This is a genomic window from Amycolatopsis sp. lyj-84 (assembly GCF_046549075.1).
Taxonomy (GTDB): Bacteria; Actinomycetota; Actinomycetes; order Mycobacteriales; family Pseudonocardiaceae; genus Amycolatopsis.
On sequence record NZ_JAJPWO010000011.1, the window covers coordinates 248,677 to 270,325 of the forward strand.

Here is a 21,649-nt window from a genome sequence, read left to right on the forward strand (position 1 = left end):
TACTCTGGTCCTCGTGGCTTTCGCAACCGAACACCCCGTACTCGCCCAGTCGGACCACCGGCCCGTCACGGACATCCCCCGGACCGGCGGCCGGTTCGAGGTCGTCAGTGACTACAAGCCCGCCGGTGACCAGCCGGCGGCCATCGACGAGCTCGAACGCCGGGTCAACGCGGGCGAGCGGGACGTCGTGCTGCTGGGCGCGACGGGTACCGGTAAGTCGGCGACGACGGCCTGGCTGATCGAGCGCGTCCAGCGCCCGACGCTGGTGATGGCGCCGAACAAGACGCTCGCCGCGCAGCTGGCGAACGAGCTGAGGGAGCTGTTCCCGCACAACGCGGTCGAGTACTTCGTCAGTTACTACGACTACTACCAGCCCGAGGCGTACATCGCGCAGACGGACACCTACATCGAGAAGGACTCGTCGATCAACGACGACGTCGAGCGGCTGCGGCACTCGGCGACGATGAACCTGCTTTCGCGGCGCGACGTCATCGTGGTCGCGAGTGTCTCGTGCATCTACGGCCTCGGCACACCTCAGTCGTATCTGGACCGGTCCTCGGAGCTGAAGGTCGGCGAGCAGCTCGACCGGGACGTCTTCCTCCGCGCACTGGTGGACGTGCAGTACACCCGCAACGACATCGCCTTCGCCCGCGGCACCTTCCGCGCCCGCGGCGACACGGTCGAGATCATCCCGGCGTACGAGGAACTGGCGATCCGCGTCGAGTTCTTCGGCGACGAGATCGAGAAGCTGTACTACCTGCACCCGCTCACCGGCGACATCGTGAAAGAGGTCGACGAGGTCCGCATCTTCCCGGCCACGCACTACGTCGCGGGCCCGGAGCGGATGGAGAAGGCCATCCATGGCATCGAGGCCGAGCTGGAGCAGCGGCTGGCCGAGCTGGAGAAGCAGGGCAAGCTGCTCGAGGCGCAGCGGCTGCGGATGCGCACCGCGTACGACATCGAGATGATGCGCCAGGTCGGGTTCTGCTCCGGCATCGAGAACTATTCGCGGCATATCGACGGCCGCGAGGCGGGGACGGCGCCCGCCACGCTGATCGACTACTTCCCGGACGACTTCCTGCTGGTCATCGACGAGTCGCACCAGACCGTCCCGCAGATCGGCGGCATGTTCGAAGGCGACATGTCGCGGAAGCGGAACCTGGTCGAGTTCGGGTTCCGGCTGCCCAGCGCGGTCGACAACCGCCCACTGACCTGGGAGGAGTTCACCGACCGGATCGGGCAGACGGTGTACCTGTCGGCGACGCCGGGGCCGTACGAGATGGGGCAGGCGGGCGGCGAGTTCGTCGAGCAGGTCATCCGGCCGACCGGCCTGGTCGACCCGAAGGTGGTCGTGAAGCCCACCGAAGGCCAGATCGACGACCTGGTGCACGAGATCCGCGAGCGGGCCGAGAAGGACGAGCGCGTCCTGGTCACCACGCTCACCAAGAAGATGTCCGAGGACCTCACCGACTACCTGCTGGAGCTGGGCATCCGGGTGCGGTACCTGCACTCCGAGGTGGACACCCTGCGCCGGATCGAGCTGCTGCGGCAGTTGCGGGCGGGCGACTTCGACGTGCTGGTCGGCATCAACCTGCTCCGTGAGGGCCTCGACCTGCCCGAGGTCTCGCTGGTCGCGATCCTCGACGCGGACAAGGAAGGCTTCCTCCGCAGCGGCACGTCGCTGATCCAGACGATCGGCCGTGCCGCGCGAAACGTGTCGGGTGAAGTCCACATGTACGCGGACAAGATCACCGACTCGATGCGGCACGCCATCGACGAGACCGATCGCCGCCGCGAGAAGCAGGTCGCCTACAACGAGGAACGCGGCGTCGACCCGCAGCCGCTGCGGAAGAAGATCGCCGACATCCTCGACCGCGTCTACAGCGAGGCCGAGGACTCGGAGGAGACGGTCGCCGTCGGCGGTTCGGGCCGGAACGCGTCGCGCGGCAAGAAGCCCGAGCAGGGCGACAGGGTGCGCAGCTCCGGGATGCTCGTCGACAAGGACGTCTCCGGGATGCCGCGCGCCCAGCTGGCCGACCTCATCCAGCAGATGACCGAGCAGATGATGCAGGCCGCGCGCGACCTGCAGTTCGAGCTGGCGGCCCGGCTGCGGGACGAGGTCTCCGACCTCAAGAAGGAACTGCGCGGCATGGACGCGGCCGGCATCAAGTAGCGCGTGCAACTACCGCAACTAGAGGACGAAACGCGTGAGGGTCAGAGGCGCGGGCGGTGCTGCAGGCTCAGGTCCGCGTCGAAGTCCGGGAAGCCGGACGGCACCGAGCGCGTGGTCACCCCGGGCGAAACCGGGGGCAGTCCCGCCCAGCGCCGTACGTTGTTCGTCGCTTCGGCTGCCTGAGCCGCCGGAAGCTGCGAGATCCGCGCGCCGTGGTTCCCGCCCGGCACGGTGTAGCTGTACGAGTCCTTCGTGCCGAAGCCGAGCTGGAACGGTTCCGCGCCCCAAGGATCGTTCCCGCCGTAGACGAACAGCAGCCGCTTCCCCTGCGTCTTCACCCAGAAGTCGATGTCCGGCATCGCCAGGTGATCGAACCGCGGGATGTCGACCGACTTCGGCACGAACGTCCGCGACACGTTGGTTCCCGGGTAGCGCAGCAGATCCCGGAGATAGCCTTCGTAGGACTCCGGGGCGCCGAGCTGATAGGCCGCCTGGAAGTAGTAGGGGACGTAGATCCCGAGGTTCTGGTCGGAGTAGGTGTTGAGGCTTTCGACGCGTTCGAACCACGCGTAGACCTCGGCCACCGGGGCGCCGGCCTTCGGGATCGTCGCGCAGTCGGACTGCTTCTGGTACTGCCAGAAGGCGAAGTACGAGTCGATGACCGAGATCTCCAGCGAGATGTCGGCCGAGCCGACGGTCGTGAACGTGTAGCCGTTCTTGGCCGCGTCCGCCGCGGCGAGCGCCGCGAACTCCGGACGCCGGGTCAGCACGTCGCGCTGGATCGCCTTCAGCGCAGACCGGCAGGCCGGGTCGTTCCCGACGTTCGCCAGGAACCGGTTGTAGCGGTCGTGCGAGTTGATGACGTCGTTGGGCGCGACGTAGGGGATCGTCGCGTCGACGTCGTTCGGGAAGAACCTACGGAAGTAGGTCGCCGTCATGCCGCCCTTGCTGCCGCCCGTCGCGAGCCACTTGCCCGGGTAGAGCCGCTTGAAGGCCTCCACAGCGCGGTGCTGATCGGCGGCGGCCTGCCAGATGGTCAGCTGCTTGCCCCAGTCCGGCCGGTCCGGCCGCGACGGGGTGAAGAACCGGTACTCCATCGACAGCTGGTTGCCGTCGACGATCTGGGTCGGCTCCGAGCGGTTGGGCGATTCCGACACGTTGTACCCGCTCGTGTACACCACGGTCGGCGAGCGGAACTCCTTGTGCAGCAAGGTGAAACGCTGCTGGAAGGTGCCGGAGCCAGGCCTGCGGTGGTCCACGGGCTGGGTGTAGCTGAGCTTGAAGAACCGGTATCCGGTCGGCGCCGGATTCTCCGAGACGACGGTCAGGCCGGGTATCCGCCCGAGTGCCTCTTTGACGTCCTCGGGTGCCGCCTGCGCGACCGGGGTCAGCCCGGCCAGTGAGAGAACGGTGATCGCCAGGACCGACCACGCCGCCGTGAGCTTCCGCATCCATGCCCTCCCCATCGGGACCTGTTGAGCGGTCGGATACTCACAGAGTCCCCGCCGGTGGGCAATCGCCTATCCGGACGGTGTCCCGGTGACCGGGACGGCTATCCGGCGCGGCGGAGCACGCGGTCGACGTAGGCCTTGATGGCCGCGAGCGCCTCGGGTGAGCTCCACAGTTCGAGGACGTGGGCGTCGTCGCCGGTGCGGTGCTCGGCGATCCGCTCGTGGAACGGCCGGTGCAGCTGGGCCTTCGTGTGCGCGTACGCGGCCGCGGGGATCTCGGCGAGTTTCCCGGCCACCTCGATCGCGCGCGGCAGCACGGACTCGGGCGCGGTCACCTCGTTCACCAGCCCGAGCCGGAGCGCGTCCTCCGGCAGGTGGGTCTCGCCGAGGAACGCGAGTTCGGCGAGGATGTCGGCGCCGAACCCGGACCGCAGGATCTCCAGCGCCGCCAACGGGAACGGGACGCCGACGAGCAGTTCGGTGATCCCGATCCGGCCAGGGCCGTCGGCGAGGACGCGGCGATCGCAGGCGGCGGCCAGCACCGCCCCGCCGGCGATCGCGTGCCCGTTGACGGCCGCGACCACCGGGCCGGGGAAGCCGAACACCGAGAGGAACGCGTCCGACAGCGCGGGCAGGAAGTCCTCGACGTAGTCCGCGCCGCCGTCGTGCACCCGTCGGAGGTCGACACCCGCCGAGAAGACGCCGCCGGTACCGGTCAGCACGACCCCGCGACAGCCGCCGAGCTGGACGTCTTCGAGCCGGAGGGCCAGCTCTTGGCAGAATTCCGTGTCGAGGGTGTTCGCCTTGCCGTGCTGGAGGGTGACGACGGCGATCCCGCCTTCGTCGTCCACGCGGATCGAAGAGGTGGCCATGGGCCGACCGTACCCGAGCCCGCGGAGATCTACAGTGGACCGCTCAATCCGCGAGGCGCACGGTGATCGTCGGGCTGAAGGAACGCTTGCGGTTCCAGCCGGATTCCGCGCCGATGCTCAGCTGGATCGCCCGGTCGGAGGGCGACCAGTAGCCGGTGCGGACGAAGTACGCGTCCATCGCGCACAGCCTGCTGCAAGACTTGCGGTTGCAGATCGTCTCCCAGCCCCACTGCCTGCCGCTCTCCTCGACGCCGTTGCGGCGGACGAACAGATGCGGGTTGCCGATGTCGCGGCAGTAGGCGCTGCCCTCGGAGATGTAGAGGACCCCGTCGATCTTGTAGAAACGCTTGTTGTCGAGAAGTGTCACCTGACCAGAAGCGGCGAATCCGACTCTGCCGCCCTTGTCGGCGGTCATGGTCCAAGCAAGGGAGAATTCTTGGACCGGGATCTCCAGTGACTGGGTCATGGTCACGTCCCCGCTTTCTGCTCGCGTCGGCACCTTTCCCCTGAAGATAAGGATTTCCCGGAGGTCGCCGAAGCTGAACGGTAACTTTTCACCCAATGAGTCGATGATCGGAAAATCGATGGTCTCATGCGCATGAAACACCGATTACCGGCACTAATGGGTGAAGGTCGCCACGGCCAGTGAAAACCGGGGCCCACCAGGGAAGCGATTTTCGTCTTCCCGGTGGGCCCCGGTGGTTTTCGAGTACGGAAACGCTCTCAGCTGGTGATGTCCTTCGTCGCGAACCGGCGACCGGCCAGGAGGAAGAACACCGTGCCGTACAACGCCGCCGACAGCAGGCCGTTGGCCATGTTCGTCCAGTCGATGTCGGTCGAGATCAGATCCATCCACGAGAACGCGAAATGCGTCGGCAGATAGTCCCTCAGCCCTTCCAGTGCGGTGATCTGGTCGAGGATCTGCGAAACGATCGCGACGATCACCGCACCGCCGACAGCGCCCAGCGGGGCATCGGTGGCGACCGAGAGCAGCATCGCCAGACCGGCCACCCACGCCAGCTGCAGGATGATGTAGATCGTCGCCAGCCCCATGGCCACGAGGCTGTCGCTGAACGACACCGCGTCCCCGGTCGGGCTGATCGCGTCGCCCGCCCCGTACCAGATGACGCCGACTATCAGCGCCACCAGCGGCAACAGGATCAGCGCGATCGCGGACAGGATGCCGGAGACGATCGCCTTCTGCCGCAGCACCCGATGCCGGGGGACCGGCATCGCGAGCAGGTATTTCAGGCTCGACCACGACGCCTCGCTCGCGATCGTGTCGCCGTAGAACAGCGCCACGATCATCGGGAGCAGGAACGTCCCTGAGACGAACAGCGCGAGCACCACGAAGTTCGGCGCGCTCGCGGTGGCGAGGTCGACGAACCCGCCACTGCGGCGGTTGGGGTTGGCCTGCCCGATCTCGAAAGCGATCACCAGGATGAACGGCAGCAGCGCGACGAACCCCAGCATGAGCTGGGTCCGCCGCCGTTTGAGCTGCCGTTTCAGTTCGACGCCGAGCCGCAGCGTCCGGTCGGCGCGGTAACCCGCCACCGCCCCGTCCGGGCCGACCTCGGTGCGTTCGTGCGACGCGACCTCGGTCAGCTCCAGCAGGGCCGCCGGATCGGTGTGCACTCCGTGATCCGCCCGGGTCACCGGGGAAGAACCATTGGTCTTACTCACCCTTTGAGTCCTCTCCGACCAGCTGCAGGAACGCGTCTTCCAGACGGCGCCGCGGCCCGGCCTGCTCGACCGCGACCCCGGCCCGCACGAGGGCGGCGACCGCCTCGGCGCGCGCGAGACCGTCGAGATCCGCGTGGACCAGTTCCCCGTCGACGTCGACGCCGGAAACGCCCCCGACCTTCCGCAGCGCTTCGGCCGCTTCGGCGGGCTTGTCGACCCGGAAGGTCGCCTCGCCGCTGGACGCGGCCAGTTCGCCGACCTCACCCGAAGCGACCAGCATGCCGCGGTGCATCACGACCACGTGCGTACAGGTCTGCTCGACCTCGGCCAGCAGGTGGCTCGAGACCACCACGGTGCGCCCCGTCGCCGCGTAGCGCTGGAGCACCTCGCGCATCTGGTGGATCTGTGGCGGGTCGAGTCCGTTGGTCGGTTCGTCGAGCACCATGAGCTCCGGCAGGCCGAGCATCGCCTGCGCGATCGCGAGCCGCTGCCGCATGCCCTGGCTGTAGGTGCGGACCCGCCGGTTCACCGCGTCGCCGAGCCCGGCGATCTCCAGTGCCTCGGCGAAATGCGCCCTCTCCTTCGGGCGGCCCGTGCTCGCCCAGTACAACTCCAGGTTCTCCTTGCCGGACAGATGCGGCAGGAAGCCCGAACCCTCCACAAAGGACCCGATCCGGGACAGCACCGGCGCGCCGGGAGCGATCAGATGGCCGAACACGCGGATGTGGCCCGCCGTCGGCTTGATCAGCCCCATCAGCATGCGCAGCGTCGTCGTCTTGCCCGCGCCGTTCGGCCCGAGCAGCCCGAGCACCTGGCCGGGTTCGACCCGGAACGACAGGTCCTTCACCGCGACGAAACCGCCCGCGTAGGACTTGTGCAGGCCCTCGATCACCAGCGGTGTCTTCGAGAGGCTCTCGTCGACGTCGTGGGCGCGGCGGCGGCGGAACGCGGCGATCACCGTGATCGCGATCCCCGCGAGCAGGGTTCCGGCGATCCCGAGCAGCTGCGCGACGGGTGCTCCCGCGCCGACCGACGTGCCGTGGACGACCGGGACTCCCAGCCCTCCACCGTCCGCCAGCCCGATGCGGAACACCGCGGGTTCGACCGGGGTGGCGAACGCCTGATCCGTCGTGCCGACGACGAGCCGGAGCGTGTGCCCGGCCTCCAGCGGCCGCACGATGCCCGGCAGGGTCACCGTCACCTCGACCGGGCTGCCGTCGGCGGGCAGACCGGAGACACGGAAGGGTGCGACGGCGTTGGCCGGGAGCGTGCGGACGCCTTCCGAGTTGACGTCGTAGAGCTTCGCGAACAGGACGGCTTCCTTCTGCGCCGGCGCGGCGGAAGGATCCGCGGACACCTGCAGCCGGACCGTGGACGAACCGGCCACGATCGTCTGCTCGCCAAGCGGCGCCGTCGCGAACTGCGCGGCCTGACCGGGCGGGTCGATGCTGAACAGCCCGGAAAGCCGGGACGAGCCCGCGACCGCTCCGTTCAAACCGGGGATCCCGCTCACCGCGGCGGGGTTGCCGCCCGCGGGCCGGACGACCGGCTGGGCCGGGCCCTCCAGCGCGAAACGCCGCCGCTCGGTGGCGTCCCCGGTCGCTCCCGGGTACGCGGGGGCGGTGACGGTCCGGACCGAAGGGGCGCCGTTGGCCCGCAGCGTGCCCTGGATGTCGTAGCTGAACCCGGTGCCGGGATCGGTGCCCTGGCCGGTCAGTGAGAACTTGAGGAAATCGGCGATCTGCGCCCGGAGCTTCTGCCCGGGCTTCCCGCCGTCGTGGCCGCCGGTGTACCAGATCGTGCGGACCTTGCCGCCCGCCGCGGCGATCTGCCGGGCGGTCGCGTCGGACTGGTCCAATCCGAACAGAGTGTCGCTTTCGCCCTGCACCAGCAGCGTCGGCACGGTGATCTTGTCCGTCACGGACGCGGGGGAGACGCGGCGAAGCAGGTCGACGGTGCGCTGGCTCGCCTTGCCGGTGGTCGCGAGTTCGGTGTAGGCCTGACAGACGTCGGCGGTGAACCGTCCACACGGGTCGGCGGGACCGGGTGTCGGCCGCTGTCCGTTCGGGCCGCCGAGCGGAAGGGACTGCGCCGCCGCGCCCGCCGCGGCCGCGCCCTGGGAGGCGCCGGACTCACTGGTCTCGTCACCGGCCTCGGGCGCGTCGTTGGAAGGTGATCCACCCTGGGCCGCACCGGAACCGGCGGAGAAGAAGATGCCCGCCCACGACCTCTTGAAGACACCGTCCGAAGTGAACGCTCCGGCGGCGGGAGTGGTGGCGTTCGGCGCCGCCGGGGCGGCGGCGTTCGGGAAGAGTCCCTGCGCCAGGTCGTTGTAGGTGATCACCGGTGCGATCGCGTCGACGCGCTTGTCGGTCCCGGCGAGCAGCAGCGAAAGCGCGCCGCCGTACGAAGCGCCGGACACGGCCACCTTCGGATCGCCGTTTTCGCTGAGGACCTCGGGCCGTGCGGCCAGGGTGTCGATCAGCTTCCGGGCGTCGGCGACCTCGCGGTCGGGGTCGTTGAGCGCGATCTTCCCGGTGCTGCGGCCGAAACCACGCGCGGACCAGGCGAGGACGACGAAACCCTTCTCGGCGAGCTCGCGTGCTTCGGTGGCGACGCTGTTCTTGTCGCCACCGAAGCCGTGGGCGAGCAAGACGGCGGGCGCCGGGGTCTGCTCGGGAAGGTACGTGGTCGTGTCGATTTTGACGACCTCGGACGAGCCGGGGACTTCCGGCAGGTCGAGAGTCGCTTCCTGGGTTTTGACCGTGGACGGAGCGGGATCGCTGTTCGTCCACACGACGGCCGCGGCGGCCAGGACCACCACGACCGCGGCGAGCGCGATGAGCTTCGCGCCTCGCGTACGAGGGAGCGGGATTCGGGGCACGGAATGACCGTATTCGCCCGAAGCTGAGAACGCCTCGTCGAGCTAACGCGGACCACACAAGGGTGGGTTGTCCCGCCATCAGAACGGGTACTAGAAGAGCGAGGAGAGGTGAGTGTGACGGGAGTTACGCCATCATCTTGGTGACAAGGGCAACCTTAACTGGCGTCATGCGTACAGACAGGTCAAACTGGACCAGCTGTGAGGGGAGTATTCCTTCGCGGCGGTGTCGTCAGCACGGTGGTCTTCGCAGGCCCCCGGCACCGTCGGCCGGTCTCGTACCGGCGGAAGAGACCTCCGGTTAGTTGCTGCTGTGCACTATCCGGAGGGTTGGTTACATGTCTGTTCCCCTGTGGCTATGGATCGCCACGGTCGGTGGTCTGCTCGCGCTGATCGCACTCGACCTGGTCATCGTCGATCGCAAGCCGCACGAGGTCACCACCGGCGAAGCCGCGCGGTGGGTCATCTTCTACGTCGCCGTGGCCGTCGCTTTCGGCATCGGTGTCTGGATCTTCGGGGGACACGACCCCGGCGTCGAGTTCTTCACCGGGTACATCACCGAGTACTCGCTGAGCGTCGACAACCTGTTCATCTTCATGATCATCATGACGTCGTTCAAGGTGCCCGCGATCCACCAGCACCGCGTGCTGCTGATCGGCATCCTGCTCGCGCTCGCCATGCGCAGCGTGTTCATCGCCGTGGGCGCCGCGCTGATCGCGCAGTTCGTCTGGGTCTTCTTCCTCTTCGGCGCCGTCCTCATCTGGACCGCGGTCAGCATGGTCCGCAACAAGGACGAGGACGAGGAATACGAAGAGAACGCGCTCACCCGCTGGGTGCGCAAGCTCTTCCCGGTCACCAACGAGTGGCACGGCCACAAGTCGTTCGTGAAGAAGGACGGCAAGCGCTGGATCACCCCGATGTTCCTGGTGATCGTCGCGATCGGCAGCGCGGACCTGCTGTTCGCCGTCGACTCGATCCCGGCGATCTTCGGTATCACGCAGGAGGCATTCCTGGTCTTCACCGCCAACGCGTTCGCGCTGATGGGCCTGCGCCAGCTGTACTTCCTGCTCGGTGGCCTGGTCACCAAGCTGGTGTACCTGTCCTACGGCCTCGCGGTGATCCTCGCCTTCATCGGCGCCAAGCTGTTCCTGCACGCGCTGCACGAGTACCACGTCGTGCCGGACTGGCTGGACATCAACAACTGGGTCTCCCTGGGTGTCATCGTCGTGGTCCTGACCGTGACGACGGTGGCCAGCCTGTCGAAAGCGAAGAAGCTGGAAGCCGCTGAGCGGGAGTCTTCAATCAGTAGTTAGAGCTGCTAAGGATCGGGTACCGTCGGGGCTGTGCGTCCCGTTGACATCGAAGCCCTGACGGTCCCCGGCATCCCCGCGCTGCGCGGCGACCTGCTGCTCACCGCGGTGAGCAGGCCTGATCTGAAGACGAACAGCTACCGCGGTGGCCTGCGCAGGGTCGATCCGCGCGGTGGCGGGGAAGGGCCCTGGACCCACGGGACCAAGGACTCCGCCCCCGTCATCTCCCCGGACGGCCGGTGGGTCGCCTTCCTCCGGGCGGGGGATGGCTCCGGGCGCGAGGCCAAGCCGCAGGTGCACGTGATCGCGGCGACCGGCGGTGACGCGAAGCGGATCACCGACCTGCCCCTCGGCGCGGGCACCCCGGTCTGGGCACCCGATTCCCGCCGGATCGCCTTCGTCGCCCGCGTGCCCGAGCCGGGCCGCTACGGCACGGAGAACGCAGACGGCGAAACCCCGGAGCCCGCCGAAGAAGCGCCGCGGCACATCACGAACCTCTTCTACCGGGTCGACGACGTCGGTTTCCTCAACGACCGTCCACAACGTCTGTTCGTCGTGGACGCCGTCGCCGCGCTGGACGAAGCCGCGCCCGCAGACCTCACGCCGCTGACCGACGACCGCGCCGACGTCGAGCATCCCTCCTGGACGGTCGACGGTGAGTTCGTCCTCGTCGTCGCGCCCCGTGACTGGGCGGTCGAAGACACCGTCCGCTCGGACGTCTACGCCGTGCCCGCCGGAGGTGGCGAGCCCCGGCTGCTGGTCAGGACCCCGGGCAGCGCGGCCAGCCCGGTGTCCACTCCGGACGGTGCGATCCTGTTCTACGGCACCGAATTCCCCGGCATGGAGGAGATCGCCCGCAACACCGGTCTCTGGCACGCGCTGTGGCCTTCCGGTGACGAGCCGTCGTCCGCGCGCCGGCTGACCGACGTCGAAACGGTGGACTGCGACAACGCGGCCGGCCCGCCCGCCGTCCTCGGCGACGAGGTGCTCGTCGTGGTCCGCACCCGCGGCGCCGCCGAGTTGCGCGCCGTTCCGCTCGACGCCGAGCTGGCCGAGCTGAAGTCGTTGCGGTACCTGGCGGGCGAGTTCGCCGCGGTGAAGTCGTTCGCCGTCGACGGCGCGCGGATCGCCGCGGTGATCGGGACGCCCGAGAGTTCCGGCGACGTCGTGCTCCTGTCGGACGAGGAACCCCGTGTGCTCACGGACTACTCGAAGACGTTGCGGGACATCGGGATCCGGCCGCTGGAAGAACTGGACGCGACCGGGTCCGACGGCTATCCGGTGCACGGCTGGATCGTCCGGCCCGAGGGCGACGGACCGCATCCTGTCGTCCTGATGATCCACGGTGGCCCGTTCGCGCCGTACGAATGGAAGGTCTTCGACGAGGCGCAGGTGCTCGCCGCGGCGGGGTACGCCGTCGTCCTGGGGAACCCGCGCGGTTCCGCGGGCTACGGCGAGAGTCACGGTCGCAGCATCGTCCGCGGCTTCGGCACCGTGGACGCGCAAGATCTGCTGACACTGCTGGACGAAGCGCTCAAGATGTCCAATTTGGACAGTGATCGTGTCGGTGTGATGGGTGGTTCGTACGGCGGCTTCATGACCAGCTGGCTCGCCGCGCACCACGGCGGCCGGTTCCGGGCGGCGTGGAGCGAGCGCGCCGTCAACGCCCACGACTCGTTCGTCGGCAGCTCGGACATCGGCTGGTTCTTCGCCGGCGGCTACATCGGCGACGATGTCGAAGAACAGCGCAAGCGCAGCCCGCTGACCTACGCGGAAAAGATCGACATCCCGTTCATGGTCGCGCACTCCGAGCAGGACTGGCGGTGCCCGCTGGAGCAGGCGCAGCGGATGTACGTGGCGCTGCGTCGCGCCGGGGCCCCTGCCGAGTTCCTGCTGTTCCCGGGCGAGGGGCACGAACTCACGCGCTCGGGTCAGCCGCGGCACCGGGTGCAGCGGTTCGACGCCGTGCTGCAGTGGTGGGCCCGTCACCTCTGATCTTCGGGTCACCGAATGCTATGAAGGGGACTTTCATTGCAAAATTTGCGATGAAAGTCCCCTTCATAGCGTTGATCGCTGTCAGCTCAACAGCGTGTAGTTCAGCTCTTCGCACACCCGGCCCAGCGGGACGTCGAGCCCGGGGTGGTCCAGCGGGAGCAGCACGTCCGGCGCGACCGGCAGCGAGTTCCCCGCCGGGGGGTCCCACAGCGCGAGCGCGGGCCCGCCGGAGTCCATGGACGACCGGTACCAGACGCCGTCGAGGTCGCCGAAGGCCGCGCGGATGGCGCGAGCCCAAGCCTGGGTGATCTTCTTCGGCCCGCTCGAGATCTCCTGCGAGGCGCCGACCCGGGTCGGCCACAGGCCGGCGAGGTCGAGCAGCCGCAGCGTGCGGGTCGGCCGGACGACGACGAGGCGCGGGCCGCGGGATTTGCGGTCGACCGTCGACGTGGTCTGGAAGACCTCCGCGATGCTGGTGCGCACGGTGAGGCCGAAGTACAGGACACCGTTCCCGGGGTCGGTGACCGGGCGCCCGCCACGACCTGGGGTCTGCGGGTCGAAGCGGCCATGGGGGAGCGGGCCGCTGTAGCGGAACGAATTCCACTGCTGGGGGTGGTTGCCGTGCGCGGTGAAGATCCTGACCAGCCTGGTGCCGGGATGCACCGTCACCACGTCATTGGTGCGGTGCAGCTCCTTGACCAGGACAGAGCGTGCGGGCGGCAGGGGGAGCCGGGCCATACCTCGGGAGTCGTCCGTCCTTGTCGGGTGATCTTGCTCGGTGGGGTCAGCCTACGGCCTGCCCCCGACTGAAATTTTCCGTCGTCGGGCAAAACCTCAGAACGGGGAACCGAGAGTGGCCACCAGCCTCGCGACATGGTCGGGGTCGCCGCCGGAGAGCAGCCATTGGCGCGGGGTGGCGGGGTGTTCGTTGATCACCAGATCGGACTGCGGGGTGCTCATGAACGCGGCGACGACGAGCGCGGGCTGGTCCTCGGGGACGGCGCGCAGCACGACCTCCAGGCCGGGCAGCACCCCGGAGCCGGTGAACTGCCAGGCGGGCAGCCGCCAGCCCTGGTCCTTCCAGCCGGTGAGCCTGCCCTCCTTCAAGCGGTGGCGGATGCGGCTGTCGTCCACGCCCAGTGCTTTCGCCGCTTCCAGCACGCTCAGTGCCGAATCGGCGAGTACGGCGTGCGCGGCGACCGTGCGGGCACGGAAGTCCGGTTCGTCCTCGCTGCGGGGGGAGATGTCCAGGCCGACGTCGGTGAGCGCGGCACGTTGATCCGCCGAGAAGTAATGCGATGGATCGGGGTTCGGCGGGGAAAGCCTCCGCGCCGCGTCCTCGACGAGGTTCAGGAACTCGTTGGCGTCGACCTTCAGGCCCGCCTTGGCGAGAACGTTCTCGAGCGCAATGGACATAGCGCCTAGGGTAACGCGTCTGTGCGGGTTCGTGCGGTCTCATCTCGGTTTCGTGGGGGAATTCACCAGAAACGAACACAGAGCGCACGGGATCACACACGCGCAGTAGGCAATATCGGAACAGTGTGCCCGGATCGGGCGACCTTGTCCAGGGATCCCGGCTTGACAGGTCGTAGGGGGGAACTTACCTTCCGAAAGGTAATCGATTTCTTCCCACCGCTTCGGAGAACCCGGCTGGTATGGGGCCGGCTTGGGGGACAAGGGGGTGGGGCGTTCCTGGGCGGCCGGCGCGAACCGGTCGCCCAGGCACGTCGTTCATCCGGGATCTCAGGCTTCTCCAGGGTCAGCTGCGCCGTGAACTCCGGCGCACGATCAGCTTTGCCTGCAGCGTGGTCGTCGTGGCCTTGCGCGTGCTGTCGCCGATCCGGGCGAGCAGCAGCTCGGCGGCGACCTTGCCCACCTCGTTCGCGGGCTGGGCGACCACCGTCAGCGGCGGATCGATCAGTGTCGTCCACGGCGCGTCGTCGAAGGACACGATCCCCACGTCCTGTCCCGACCGCAGGCCGCGCGAGGCCAGCGCTTCCAGGACGCCGATCGCCATCGTGCTGTTGCCGACCAGCAGCGCGTCCGGCGGCTCCGGCTCGTCGAGCAGGCTGAGCGCGGCGAGCCTGCCGCCCTCGGCGCGGAACTCGGCACGCCGCGTGAGCGCGTTCTCCACGCCGACGGCGTCGGTGTACCCGGCCAGTCGGTCTTCGGCCGTGCGCACCCCGGGCGGCCCGCTGACACAGGCGACCCGCCGGTAGCCGCCGTCGATCAGGTGGCGTGTCGCGTCGCGGGCGGCGAGCCGCGTGTCGACGAGCACCTGGTCGCCGGTGTTCTCCAGCAGCGGCCGGTCGACGGCGACCACGGGCGTGCCGCGCTGGGTCAGCCTGTCGACGTTGGTGGCCCGGCCGGTGGGGGAGAGCACCACGCCGGCGACCCGTTCCTGGAGGGCGACGTCGATGTAGCGCCGCTCCTTCTCCTCGTTGTCGTCGGCGTTGCACAGCACCACCGAATAGCCCGCCGTCTGCGCGATGTCCTCCACGCCGCGGGCGATCGCGGTGAAGAACGGGTTCTCCACGTCGGAGATGATGAGCGCGAGCACCGCGGTTTCCTGACGGCGCAGGTTCCTCGCGAGCCCGTTCGGGTGATATCCCAACTCCGCGGCGGCGGCCTGTACCCGCGCCGCGAGTATCGGGTCCACAGTGGACTTCCCGTTGAGCGTTCTCGACACGGTCGCCGTCGAAACCCCGGCCTTCGCCGCCACGTCGTTGATGGTGGCCACCGTGACCTCCCCTTCTGCAGGTGTCTTGACACCTTCGCACGGGAAGAATAGCTTGACCGACAATCGTTACCATCCGCTGATCGCGCTACTCGCGCTTGAAAGTTCGCGCTGGGACTCCGGAGGTGCCGTGGGGGACCCGGGCCTGGTGCTCGGCATCGACATCGGCACCTCGAGTTCCAAAGGTGTCCTCGTCGATTCCCGGGGAACCGTGCTGGCACGAGCATTCCGCCGGCACGACACCTCCCGGCCTCGTCCCGGCTGGTTCGAACACGACGCCGAAACCGTGTGGTGGCAGGATTTTCTCGTCCTGGCCAGGGAACTCTCGGCAGGAGCCGGGGATCATCCCATCATCGGAGTGTCGGTCAGCGGGATCGGACCCGTGCTCCTTCCGGCGGACGCTGCCGGGAAACCGTTGCGCCCGGCGATCCTTTACGGCGTCGACACCCGCGCGCATGACGAAATCCGTGAGCTGAACCGGGAATTCGGTGAAGAATCCATTGTGGAACGCGGCGGTAGCGCGCTCGGCTCGCAGGCCGTCGGGCCGAAGTGGCGCTGGCTGGCCAAGAACGAACCGGACGTGTTCGAAAGCGCGAAGCTGTTCCTGATGGCGAGTTCGTTCCTCGTGCTGCGGCTGACCGGCGAGTACGTCCTCGACCATCATTCCGCGAGCCAGTGCGATCCGATGTACGACCTGCGCGAGGCCAGGTGGGCACCGGACCGGGTCGCCGCGATCGCGCCGGGCATCGAGCTGCCCAGGCTCGCGTGGCCGACCGAGGTGGTCGGTTCGGTCACCGCCGAGGCGGCCGCGGAAACCGGGCTGCCGCAAGGGATCCCGGTGACGGCGGGCACGATCGACGCCTGGGCGGAGGCGACGGGCGCGGGCGTCACCTCGCCCGGGGACACGATGCTGATGTACGGCACCACGATGTTCCTGCTCCAGGTGCTTGCCGATCCCCGCCCCGGACAGGGGTTGTGGACGACCCGAGGCACGTTCCCCGGCACCTATTCACTCGCGGCGGGCATGGCCACGTCCGGCGCGATCACCGACTGGCTGCGCGAACTCACCGGCGGCGAGTTCGGGGAACTGGCCGCCGCGGCGGGCGAGGTCCCGGCGGGCAGTCGCGGACTGCTGATGCTGCCGTACTTCGCCGGAGAGCGGACACCGATACCGGACCCGGACGCACGCGGCGTCATCGCCGGGCTCACCACTTCCCACGGCCGCGCCGACCTGTACCGCGCGGCGCTGGAAGGCACGGCGTTCGGGGTGCGGCACAACCTCGAAGCCATGCGGGAAGCCGGTGGCGGCACGCGGCGGTTCGTCGCCGTCGGAGGCGGGACGCGGGGCGGTGTGTGGACGCGGATCGTCAGCGACGTCGCGCGGATCGACCAGGAGATCCCGGCGGAGACCATCGGTGCCGCGTTCGGCAACGCCGTCCTCGCGTCCGTCGCCCTGGGCCGGGAACCGGATGTCGAAGCCTGGAACCCGGTCGCCGAGGTCGTCCGCCCTGGCGCGGACGCCGAGGTCTACGACGAGTTCTATCCGTACTATCGCGCGCTTTATAAGTCCACAGTGGACATAGCTCACTTTTTGGCGCGGAAGAACTCCCTCGCCTGAACTCCGGCGAACTCGCGGCAATCCCGGCTCAGGTGGGCTTGATCGGCGTAGCCCGCCGAGAACGCCAGCGAGGCGAGATCCGGCGCCGTCCCGGCGAGTCCGATGGCGCGCTGGAACCGCGTGACACGCAGATACGTCGCCGGGCCGTAGCCGACCGCGAGGGTGAACCGCCGCCGCAGCTGCCGTTCCCCGGTGGTGAACGTCTGCAGCGCGACGGAAACCCGCGAGACGCCGCCGTCGAGCCTGGCGATCAGCTCCGCGATCTCCCGGTCGCCTCGTCCGGTCCGGTGTTCCGCTACGAGGTCGGTGAGCGAGGCGGCACCGCAGAGCACGCGCTCGGTGAGCAGTGCGCCTTCCTTGCCCCAGAGGTCGCCGAGGGGGACGCGCTGATCACGCAGCTCGTCGGCGCCCAGCCCCAGGACGTCGCCCGCCCTGCCCGGCGCGAACCGCACGCCGCGCGCCCGGACGCCGGACGGCGTGTCCCAGGTCCAGGCCGTGGTGTCCGGTCCGGCGACGAAGACCTCGCCCCCGCTCGCGACCAGGTCGACGCAGCCGTCGGGCACGATCCGCTTCGGCGCCCGGCCCGCGTCTTCCCACAGGCAGCGCACCACGCCGCCCAGCCCGGCGGGTGCCCTCGTCTCCCGGTACACGGTTGCCATGATGCCCCGGGGGTACGACAGGAATCGAGCCAGGCATATCACTCAAAGTGAGCTATCCGGCTCACCGTGTTTACGCCGATCGTCCGATGACCAGGTACTCCGCTGTCTTCAAGGCACCCAAAAGGGTGAATATCGGGTTTCTTCCCGATAACGGCTAACGCGGAGTCACCTTGGAGCGAGAAGTAGACGACGCACTCGTTGGAAGTGCGCTCGGACGAGAGAAGACCTCTCCATGGGTGTTCCCATCGCGACCCCTCCGGCATCGGCGCCGGGACAGGGTGCCCCGGGCAGGCTGAAGCCGCTCGGGTCCGTCGTGGTCGTGCTGGGCGTGATGGCCGTCGCCGTCACCCTGACCAGTTATGTGCTGCCGAAGGCGTCCAAGCCGGTGCAGAACCCGCCCGCGCCGCAGGTCGAACAGGCCGCGGCCGCCGTGCGCACCGTGACGCACTCGGTCGTCTACGAGCTTTCCGGTGCGAAGGGCGCCCAGAACGTCACGTACGTCGCGCAGGGCTCCGAGCTCATGCAGAAGACCGAAGTGACGGCGCCGTGGAGCACCACCTTCGAGCGCGTGGGCCAGGAAGGCCGCGACGAGTTCTACAGTCTCTCCGCGCAGGGCACGGGCAGCGGCGCGTTGCGGTGCCGGATCCTCGTCGACGGCGAGGTCGTCAGCGAACGCGCCGCCCCCGCCGCGGGCGCGCCGGTGACCTGCACGTCCTGAGCGCCTGGTCGCGGCGGGCCGGATCAGCCGAAAGGCGACTGAAGATGCGAAGTGTCGTTGAACCGCCGCACCATCCAGTTGTCGCCCGACACCACCAGGTGTGAGATCGAGCCGTTGTCCGCCCCGAGGAACGCGAACCGGTTCTTCGCGGCACTGGCCTGCGCGAAAACCTCACCGATGACACCGCCGTGGGTGAACACGGCGATCCTCCGGTCCGGGTTGGCCGCGGCGAGCCTGCCGATGGCGGCCCTGAGCCTGCCGCCGAACGCCTCCATCGTCTCCGCGCCGGGGATGACGTCCCAGCGCTGTTCCTGCCACAGCTTCTCGACGATCGGGTGGCCTTCGTGGGTGTAGCGGCGGAAGAGCCCGTTCTCCCAGTCGCCGAGGTGGATCTCCCGCAGGTCGGCTTCGACCTCCGGCGCGAGCCCGAGCTTCGCCGCCAGCGGCGCCGCGGTCTGCGAGGTCCGGCGCAGCGTCGTCACGTACAGCGCGGAGATCCGCTCGTCCGCCAGACGGCGCCCGACCCGTTCGGCGTGGTCCCTGCCCTCCGGCGCGAGGTCCGGATCGGCTTGCCCGTCGACCAGGTCGAACGGCGAGTCGCCCTTCGCCGGGGCCGACTCACCGTGGCGGACGAGGAAGATCTCGGTCGATCCCGGCGGGGGAGAGAACCGGTGCTGGCGGTATTCGATCTCCTGCTCTGGGGTGCTCATGTACGCCGACGATACCGAGCTAGCCCAGCTGTTTGTCGACGAAACACCAGCGCCAGGTCTCGCCGGGCTCGTGGCTGCGCATGACCGGATGCAGGGAGTCGTGGAAGTGCTCGGTCGCGTGTTTGCCCGGTGAGGAGTCGCAGCAGGCGACGTTCCCGCATTTGACGCATTCGCGCAGGTGGACCCAGGTCATCCCGTTCTCGACGCAGACCGCGCACACGTCGGGCGAGCTGGGTTCGACAGCGGGCCACTCCTTCGTCAGATGCTTGCAGGATCCCGCCGTCGCGGCGGGGGTGCGCAGTTCCCGATCGGAGTCCGGCACGGTCTCCTCCTCCCTGTCCAACATGGATTCCTCGATGTCGAGGCGTTCGAGGATCCGGCGCAGGACATCATCATCGGCCATCCCCGAGTCGCGCGCCTCCAGGAACTTCTCCCGCTCGACTTCGAGCAGTCTCAACCGCAGGCGGCGATAGGCGTCGCTCGGCGTTTCGGTCAGCGCGCTCTGCCTGCCGAGCTCTTCCCACGCCGAGTCGGAGCGGTGCTGGAGCCTGCTGCGCAGCCGCTCGACGATGTCGTCCGGATCCTCGGGGGTCCGGATCTTCTCCAGCTCCTGGAGTGCCGCCCGCGTCATGTCGTTGATGACGGCGGCCTCCTGCAACGCGTCCTCGGCGGGATCGGGAGGGGGCAGTTTCAGGCGCCGGACCAGGACCGGAAGCGTCGTGCCGTGCAGCAGCAGGGTTCCCGCCACCACGACGAACGCGACCAGGACCAGCACGGCCCGTTGCGGGGTGTCCGCCGGCAGCACGAACGCCGCCGCGAGCGTGACGACCCCGCGCATCCCCGCCCAGGCGATCACCGTCGAGTACCGCCAAGGCCAGGCGTGGCGGCGGAACACCCGTCGCGCCAGGCCGATGCCGATCATCCAGACGACACGGGTGAGGATCGTCGCGGCGAGGGTGGCGACGCAGATCAGGACGAGCTGGAGCGCGCTCAGCCCGCTGTCGCCGACCTCGGTCATGATCCGGCGGACCTGCAGCCCGATCAGCAGGAAGACGATGTTCTCGAGCAGGAACTGGATGGTCTGCCAGTTCAGCCTGCTCGCCAGCCGGGAGCGGCCCGAAAGCATGCTGGGCGCCTTGTGCCCGAGGATCAGGCCCGCGACGACCACGGCGATCACCCCGGAACCGTGGATCGCCTCGGCGGCCAGATAGGCGACGAACGGGACCACCAGCGAAAGCGCGGTGTCGCTGACCGGATCCTCGAGCCGAGTGCGGATCATCGCGGCGAGCGCGCCGACGGCGAACCCGATCACCAGACCGCCGCCCGCGGCGAGCAGGAAGTCCCCGCCCACCTGCAGCAGGCTGACCGAACCGGCGATGGCCGCGATGGCCGTCCGCAACGCGACCAGCGCGGCCGCGTCGTTGAAGAGACTCTCGCCCTCCAGCAGCCGGGTCAGCTTGCGCGGCATCCCGACCTTGCGGGCGACGGCGGTGGCCGCGACCGCGTCGGGCGGGGCGACCACCGCGCCGATCGCGAGCCCGGCGGCGAGCGGCAGGCCGGGGATCACCAGCCACGCCACGACGCCGACCGCGACCGTGGTGAAGATGACGAGACCCACCGACAACAGCAGGATCGGCCCGCGGTTGCGGCGGAAGTCGATCAGCGAGGTGCGGATCGCGGTCGCGTACAGCAACGGGGGCAGCAGCCCCAGCAGGACGACCTCCGGGTCCAGTTCGTACTCCGGGACGCCGGGGACGTACGAGGCGACGACCCCGACCGCGATCAGGCACAGGGGCGCCGACCAGTCGAGTTTCCGCGCCGCGGCGGTGACCAGGAGGACGGCCACCACCAGTGCCACGAGTTCTACCGCGATCTCCACGCCGCTCATCATCACCCGAGAGCCCCGGTGCGCGCGCACCGAGGCCCGGCTACCTCTGTTCGATACGCACCAGGGTGCCGGCCGGGTCGCGGAAAGCGCAGTCGCGGACGCCCCAGGGCTGGTCGAGCGGCTCCTGGACGACGTCCGCGCCGGTCGCCTGGATCCGGTCGAACGTCTCCGTCAGGTCCCGCGTGGCGAGCACGATGGTCGCGTAGCTGCCCTTGGCCATCAGTTCGGCGATCACGGCGCGTTCCTCGCCGGTGATCTCCGGATCGGCCGCCGGGCACCGGAGCACGATCGACGTCCCCGGCCTGCCCGGCGCTCCGACGGTCACCCGCAGCGGGCTTGCGTCACGCACTTCGAAGCCCAAGACGTCGCGATAGAAGGAAAGCGAGGCCTCGAGATCGTCGGCGGGGAGGAAGGACGAGTGAATCGAGAGGGTCATGCGAGTCAAGGTAGGTCGGGACGCGGGGAAGCCGCTTCTCTATTCCTGATCGGCCGCATGACCTGCTTGACGACGCAGCCGGGCATGCCGCGGCCTTCTTCCACCGCCTGCTTGCGATAGACGCTCGGCGAGATGCCGACCAGTTCGGAGAACCGGGTGCTGAACGTGCCCAGCGACGAGAAACCGACGTCGAAACAGACCTCGGTGACCGACATGTCCCCGCGCCGCAGCAGCATCATCGCGCGCTCGATCCGGCGGGTCATCAGGTAGCTGTAGGGCGATTCGCCGTACGCGGCCCGGAACTCCCGGCTCAGGTGCCCGGCGGAGACGTGCACGCCGCGCGCCAGCGCCTCGACGTCGAGCGGCTGCGCGTAGTCGCGGTCGATCCGGTCGCGGACGCGTCGCAGCATGGCGAGGTCGCGCAGGCGCGGGTCGGGGGCGCGCTGTCCGGTCACCCGGAAAGCGTAACCCACGCTGAGACGCCGAAGGCCCCCTTCGCCGGGCGGCGAAGGGGGCCT

At 68.9% G+C, this 21,649-nt stretch carries 18 protein-coding genes; 5 read left to right on the forward strand and 13 right to left on the reverse strand.

Features of this window, described 5'->3' with window-relative positions:
• Window positions 1-13 precede the first annotated feature (13 nt).
• Entirely contained in the window at window positions 14-2,173 is a 2,160-nt protein-coding gene (gene uvrB, locus ACLJRM_RS30695; RefSeq protein WP_101608819.1) for an excinuclease ABC subunit UvrB, read from the forward strand.
• 41 nt (window positions 2,174-2,214) lie between these two features.
• Here uvrB and ACLJRM_RS30700 read toward each other — a convergent pair whose 3' ends face one another.
• From ACLJRM_RS30700 to ACLJRM_RS30720, 5 genes are all read right to left on the reverse strand, one after another.
• Window positions 2,215-3,624 carry a S28 family serine protease gene (locus tag ACLJRM_RS30700; RefSeq protein ID WP_410665030.1) on the reverse strand — a complete coding sequence of 470 codons (1,410 nt, stop codon included), beginning with the start codon at window positions 3,622-3,624 and terminating at the stop codon, window positions 2,215-2,217.
• Between the two features lie 101 nt (window positions 3,625-3,725).
• Complete coding sequence (locus ACLJRM_RS30705) at window positions 3,726-4,496, reverse strand: enoyl-CoA hydratase/isomerase family protein (protein ID WP_410665031.1); 771 nt, start codon at window positions 4,494-4,496, stop codon at window positions 3,726-3,728.
• A gap of 43 nt (window positions 4,497-4,539) precedes the next feature.
• A complete protein-coding gene (locus ACLJRM_RS30710) occupies window positions 4,540-4,962 on the reverse strand; it encodes a hypothetical protein (RefSeq protein ID WP_101613300.1) in 423 nt (140 codons plus the stop codon).
• 257 nt (window positions 4,963-5,219) lie between these two features.
• Window positions 5,220-6,179, reverse strand: a complete 960-nt coding sequence (locus tag ACLJRM_RS30715) for an ABC transporter permease (RefSeq protein WP_410599195.1) — start codon at window positions 6,177-6,179, stop codon at window positions 5,220-5,222.
• Window positions 6,172-9,063: an alpha/beta fold hydrolase gene (locus ACLJRM_RS30720; protein ID WP_410665032.1), complete on the reverse strand. Its 2,892-nt coding sequence runs from the start codon at window positions 9,061-9,063 to the stop codon at window positions 6,172-6,174. The genes ACLJRM_RS30715 and ACLJRM_RS30720 overlap by 8 nt, the downstream gene beginning before the upstream one ends.
• A 335-nt stretch (window positions 9,064-9,398) precedes the next feature.
• On the opposite strand from ACLJRM_RS30720, the gene ACLJRM_RS30725 reads away from it, so the two are divergent.
• Window positions 9,399-10,373 (forward strand): TerC family protein, encoded by a 975-nt coding sequence (locus ACLJRM_RS30725; RefSeq protein WP_101608814.1) that lies wholly within the window; start codon window positions 9,399-9,401, stop codon window positions 10,371-10,373.
• 30 nt (window positions 10,374-10,403) lie between these two features.
• Entirely contained in the window at window positions 10,404-12,365 is a 1,962-nt protein-coding gene (locus tag ACLJRM_RS30730; protein ID WP_410665033.1) for an alpha/beta fold hydrolase, read from the forward strand.
• Window positions 12,366-12,446: 81 nt separating this feature from the next.
• On the opposite strand, the gene ACLJRM_RS30735 is transcribed toward ACLJRM_RS30730, so the two are convergent.
• The 3 genes from ACLJRM_RS30735 to ACLJRM_RS30745 all read right to left on the reverse strand — a co-directional run bounded on the left by ACLJRM_RS30735 (window position 12,447) and on the right by ACLJRM_RS30745 (window position 15,105).
• Entirely contained in the window at window positions 12,447-13,103 is a 657-nt protein-coding gene (locus ACLJRM_RS30735; RefSeq protein ID WP_007028108.1) for an RES family NAD+ phosphorylase, read from the reverse strand.
• Between the two features lie 96 nt (window positions 13,104-13,199).
• Window positions 13,200-13,781: a DNA-binding protein gene (locus ACLJRM_RS30740; protein ID WP_101608812.1), complete on the reverse strand. Its 582-nt coding sequence runs from the start codon at window positions 13,779-13,781 to the stop codon at window positions 13,200-13,202.
• Window positions 13,782-14,124: 343 nt separating this feature from the next.
• On the reverse strand, window positions 14,125-15,105 hold the full coding sequence (locus tag ACLJRM_RS30745; protein WP_101608811.1) for a LacI family DNA-binding transcriptional regulator: 981 nt from the start codon (window positions 15,103-15,105) through the stop codon (window positions 14,125-14,127).
• A gap of 127 nt (window positions 15,106-15,232) precedes the next feature.
• On the opposite strand from ACLJRM_RS30745, the gene ACLJRM_RS30750 reads away from it, so the two are divergent.
• The gene (locus tag ACLJRM_RS30750) at window positions 15,233-16,720 is read left to right on the forward strand and encodes an FGGY-family carbohydrate kinase (protein ID WP_410665034.1); all 1,488 of its coding nucleotides are present in this window, start codon (window positions 15,233-15,235) and stop codon (window positions 16,718-16,720) included.
• Here the strand turns inward: ACLJRM_RS30750 and ACLJRM_RS30755 are convergent.
• A complete protein-coding gene (locus ACLJRM_RS30755) occupies window positions 16,687-17,370 on the reverse strand; it encodes a DUF6597 domain-containing transcriptional factor (RefSeq protein WP_410665035.1) in 684 nt (227 codons plus the stop codon). The two genes, ACLJRM_RS30750 and ACLJRM_RS30755, sit on opposite strands and share 34 nt — an antisense overlap.
• A gap of 241 nt (window positions 17,371-17,611) precedes the next feature.
• On the opposite strand from ACLJRM_RS30755, the gene ACLJRM_RS30760 reads away from it, so the two are divergent.
• Complete coding sequence (locus ACLJRM_RS30760) at window positions 17,612-18,097, forward strand: MmpS family transport accessory protein (RefSeq protein ID WP_410599188.1); 486 nt, start codon at window positions 17,612-17,614, stop codon at window positions 18,095-18,097.
• Window positions 18,098-18,120: 23 nt separating this feature from the next.
• Here the strand turns inward: ACLJRM_RS30760 and ACLJRM_RS30765 are convergent, their stop codons facing one another.
• Genes ACLJRM_RS30765 through ACLJRM_RS30780 form a run of 4 tightly spaced genes read right to left on the reverse strand, consistent with a single transcriptional unit; the run spans window position 18,121 to window position 21,604 of the window.
• Window positions 18,121-18,807 (reverse strand): histidine phosphatase family protein, encoded by a 687-nt coding sequence (locus ACLJRM_RS30765; protein WP_410665036.1) that lies wholly within the window; start codon window positions 18,805-18,807, stop codon window positions 18,121-18,123.
• A gap of 19 nt (window positions 18,808-18,826) precedes the next feature.
• Window positions 18,827-20,695, reverse strand: coding sequence for a Na+/H+ antiporter (locus ACLJRM_RS30770; protein WP_410599185.1), 1,869 nt, complete (start codon window positions 20,693-20,695; stop codon window positions 18,827-18,829).
• Between the two features lie 40 nt (window positions 20,696-20,735).
• A complete protein-coding gene (locus tag ACLJRM_RS30775) occupies window positions 20,736-21,131 on the reverse strand; it encodes a VOC family protein (RefSeq protein WP_410665037.1) in 396 nt (131 codons plus the stop codon).
• Window positions 21,132-21,136: 5 nt separating this feature from the next.
• Window positions 21,137-21,604 carry a helix-turn-helix transcriptional regulator gene (locus ACLJRM_RS30780; protein ID WP_410599183.1) on the reverse strand — a complete coding sequence of 156 codons (468 nt, stop codon included), beginning with the start codon at window positions 21,602-21,604 and terminating at the stop codon, window positions 21,137-21,139.
• Window positions 21,605-21,649 lie beyond the last annotated feature (45 nt).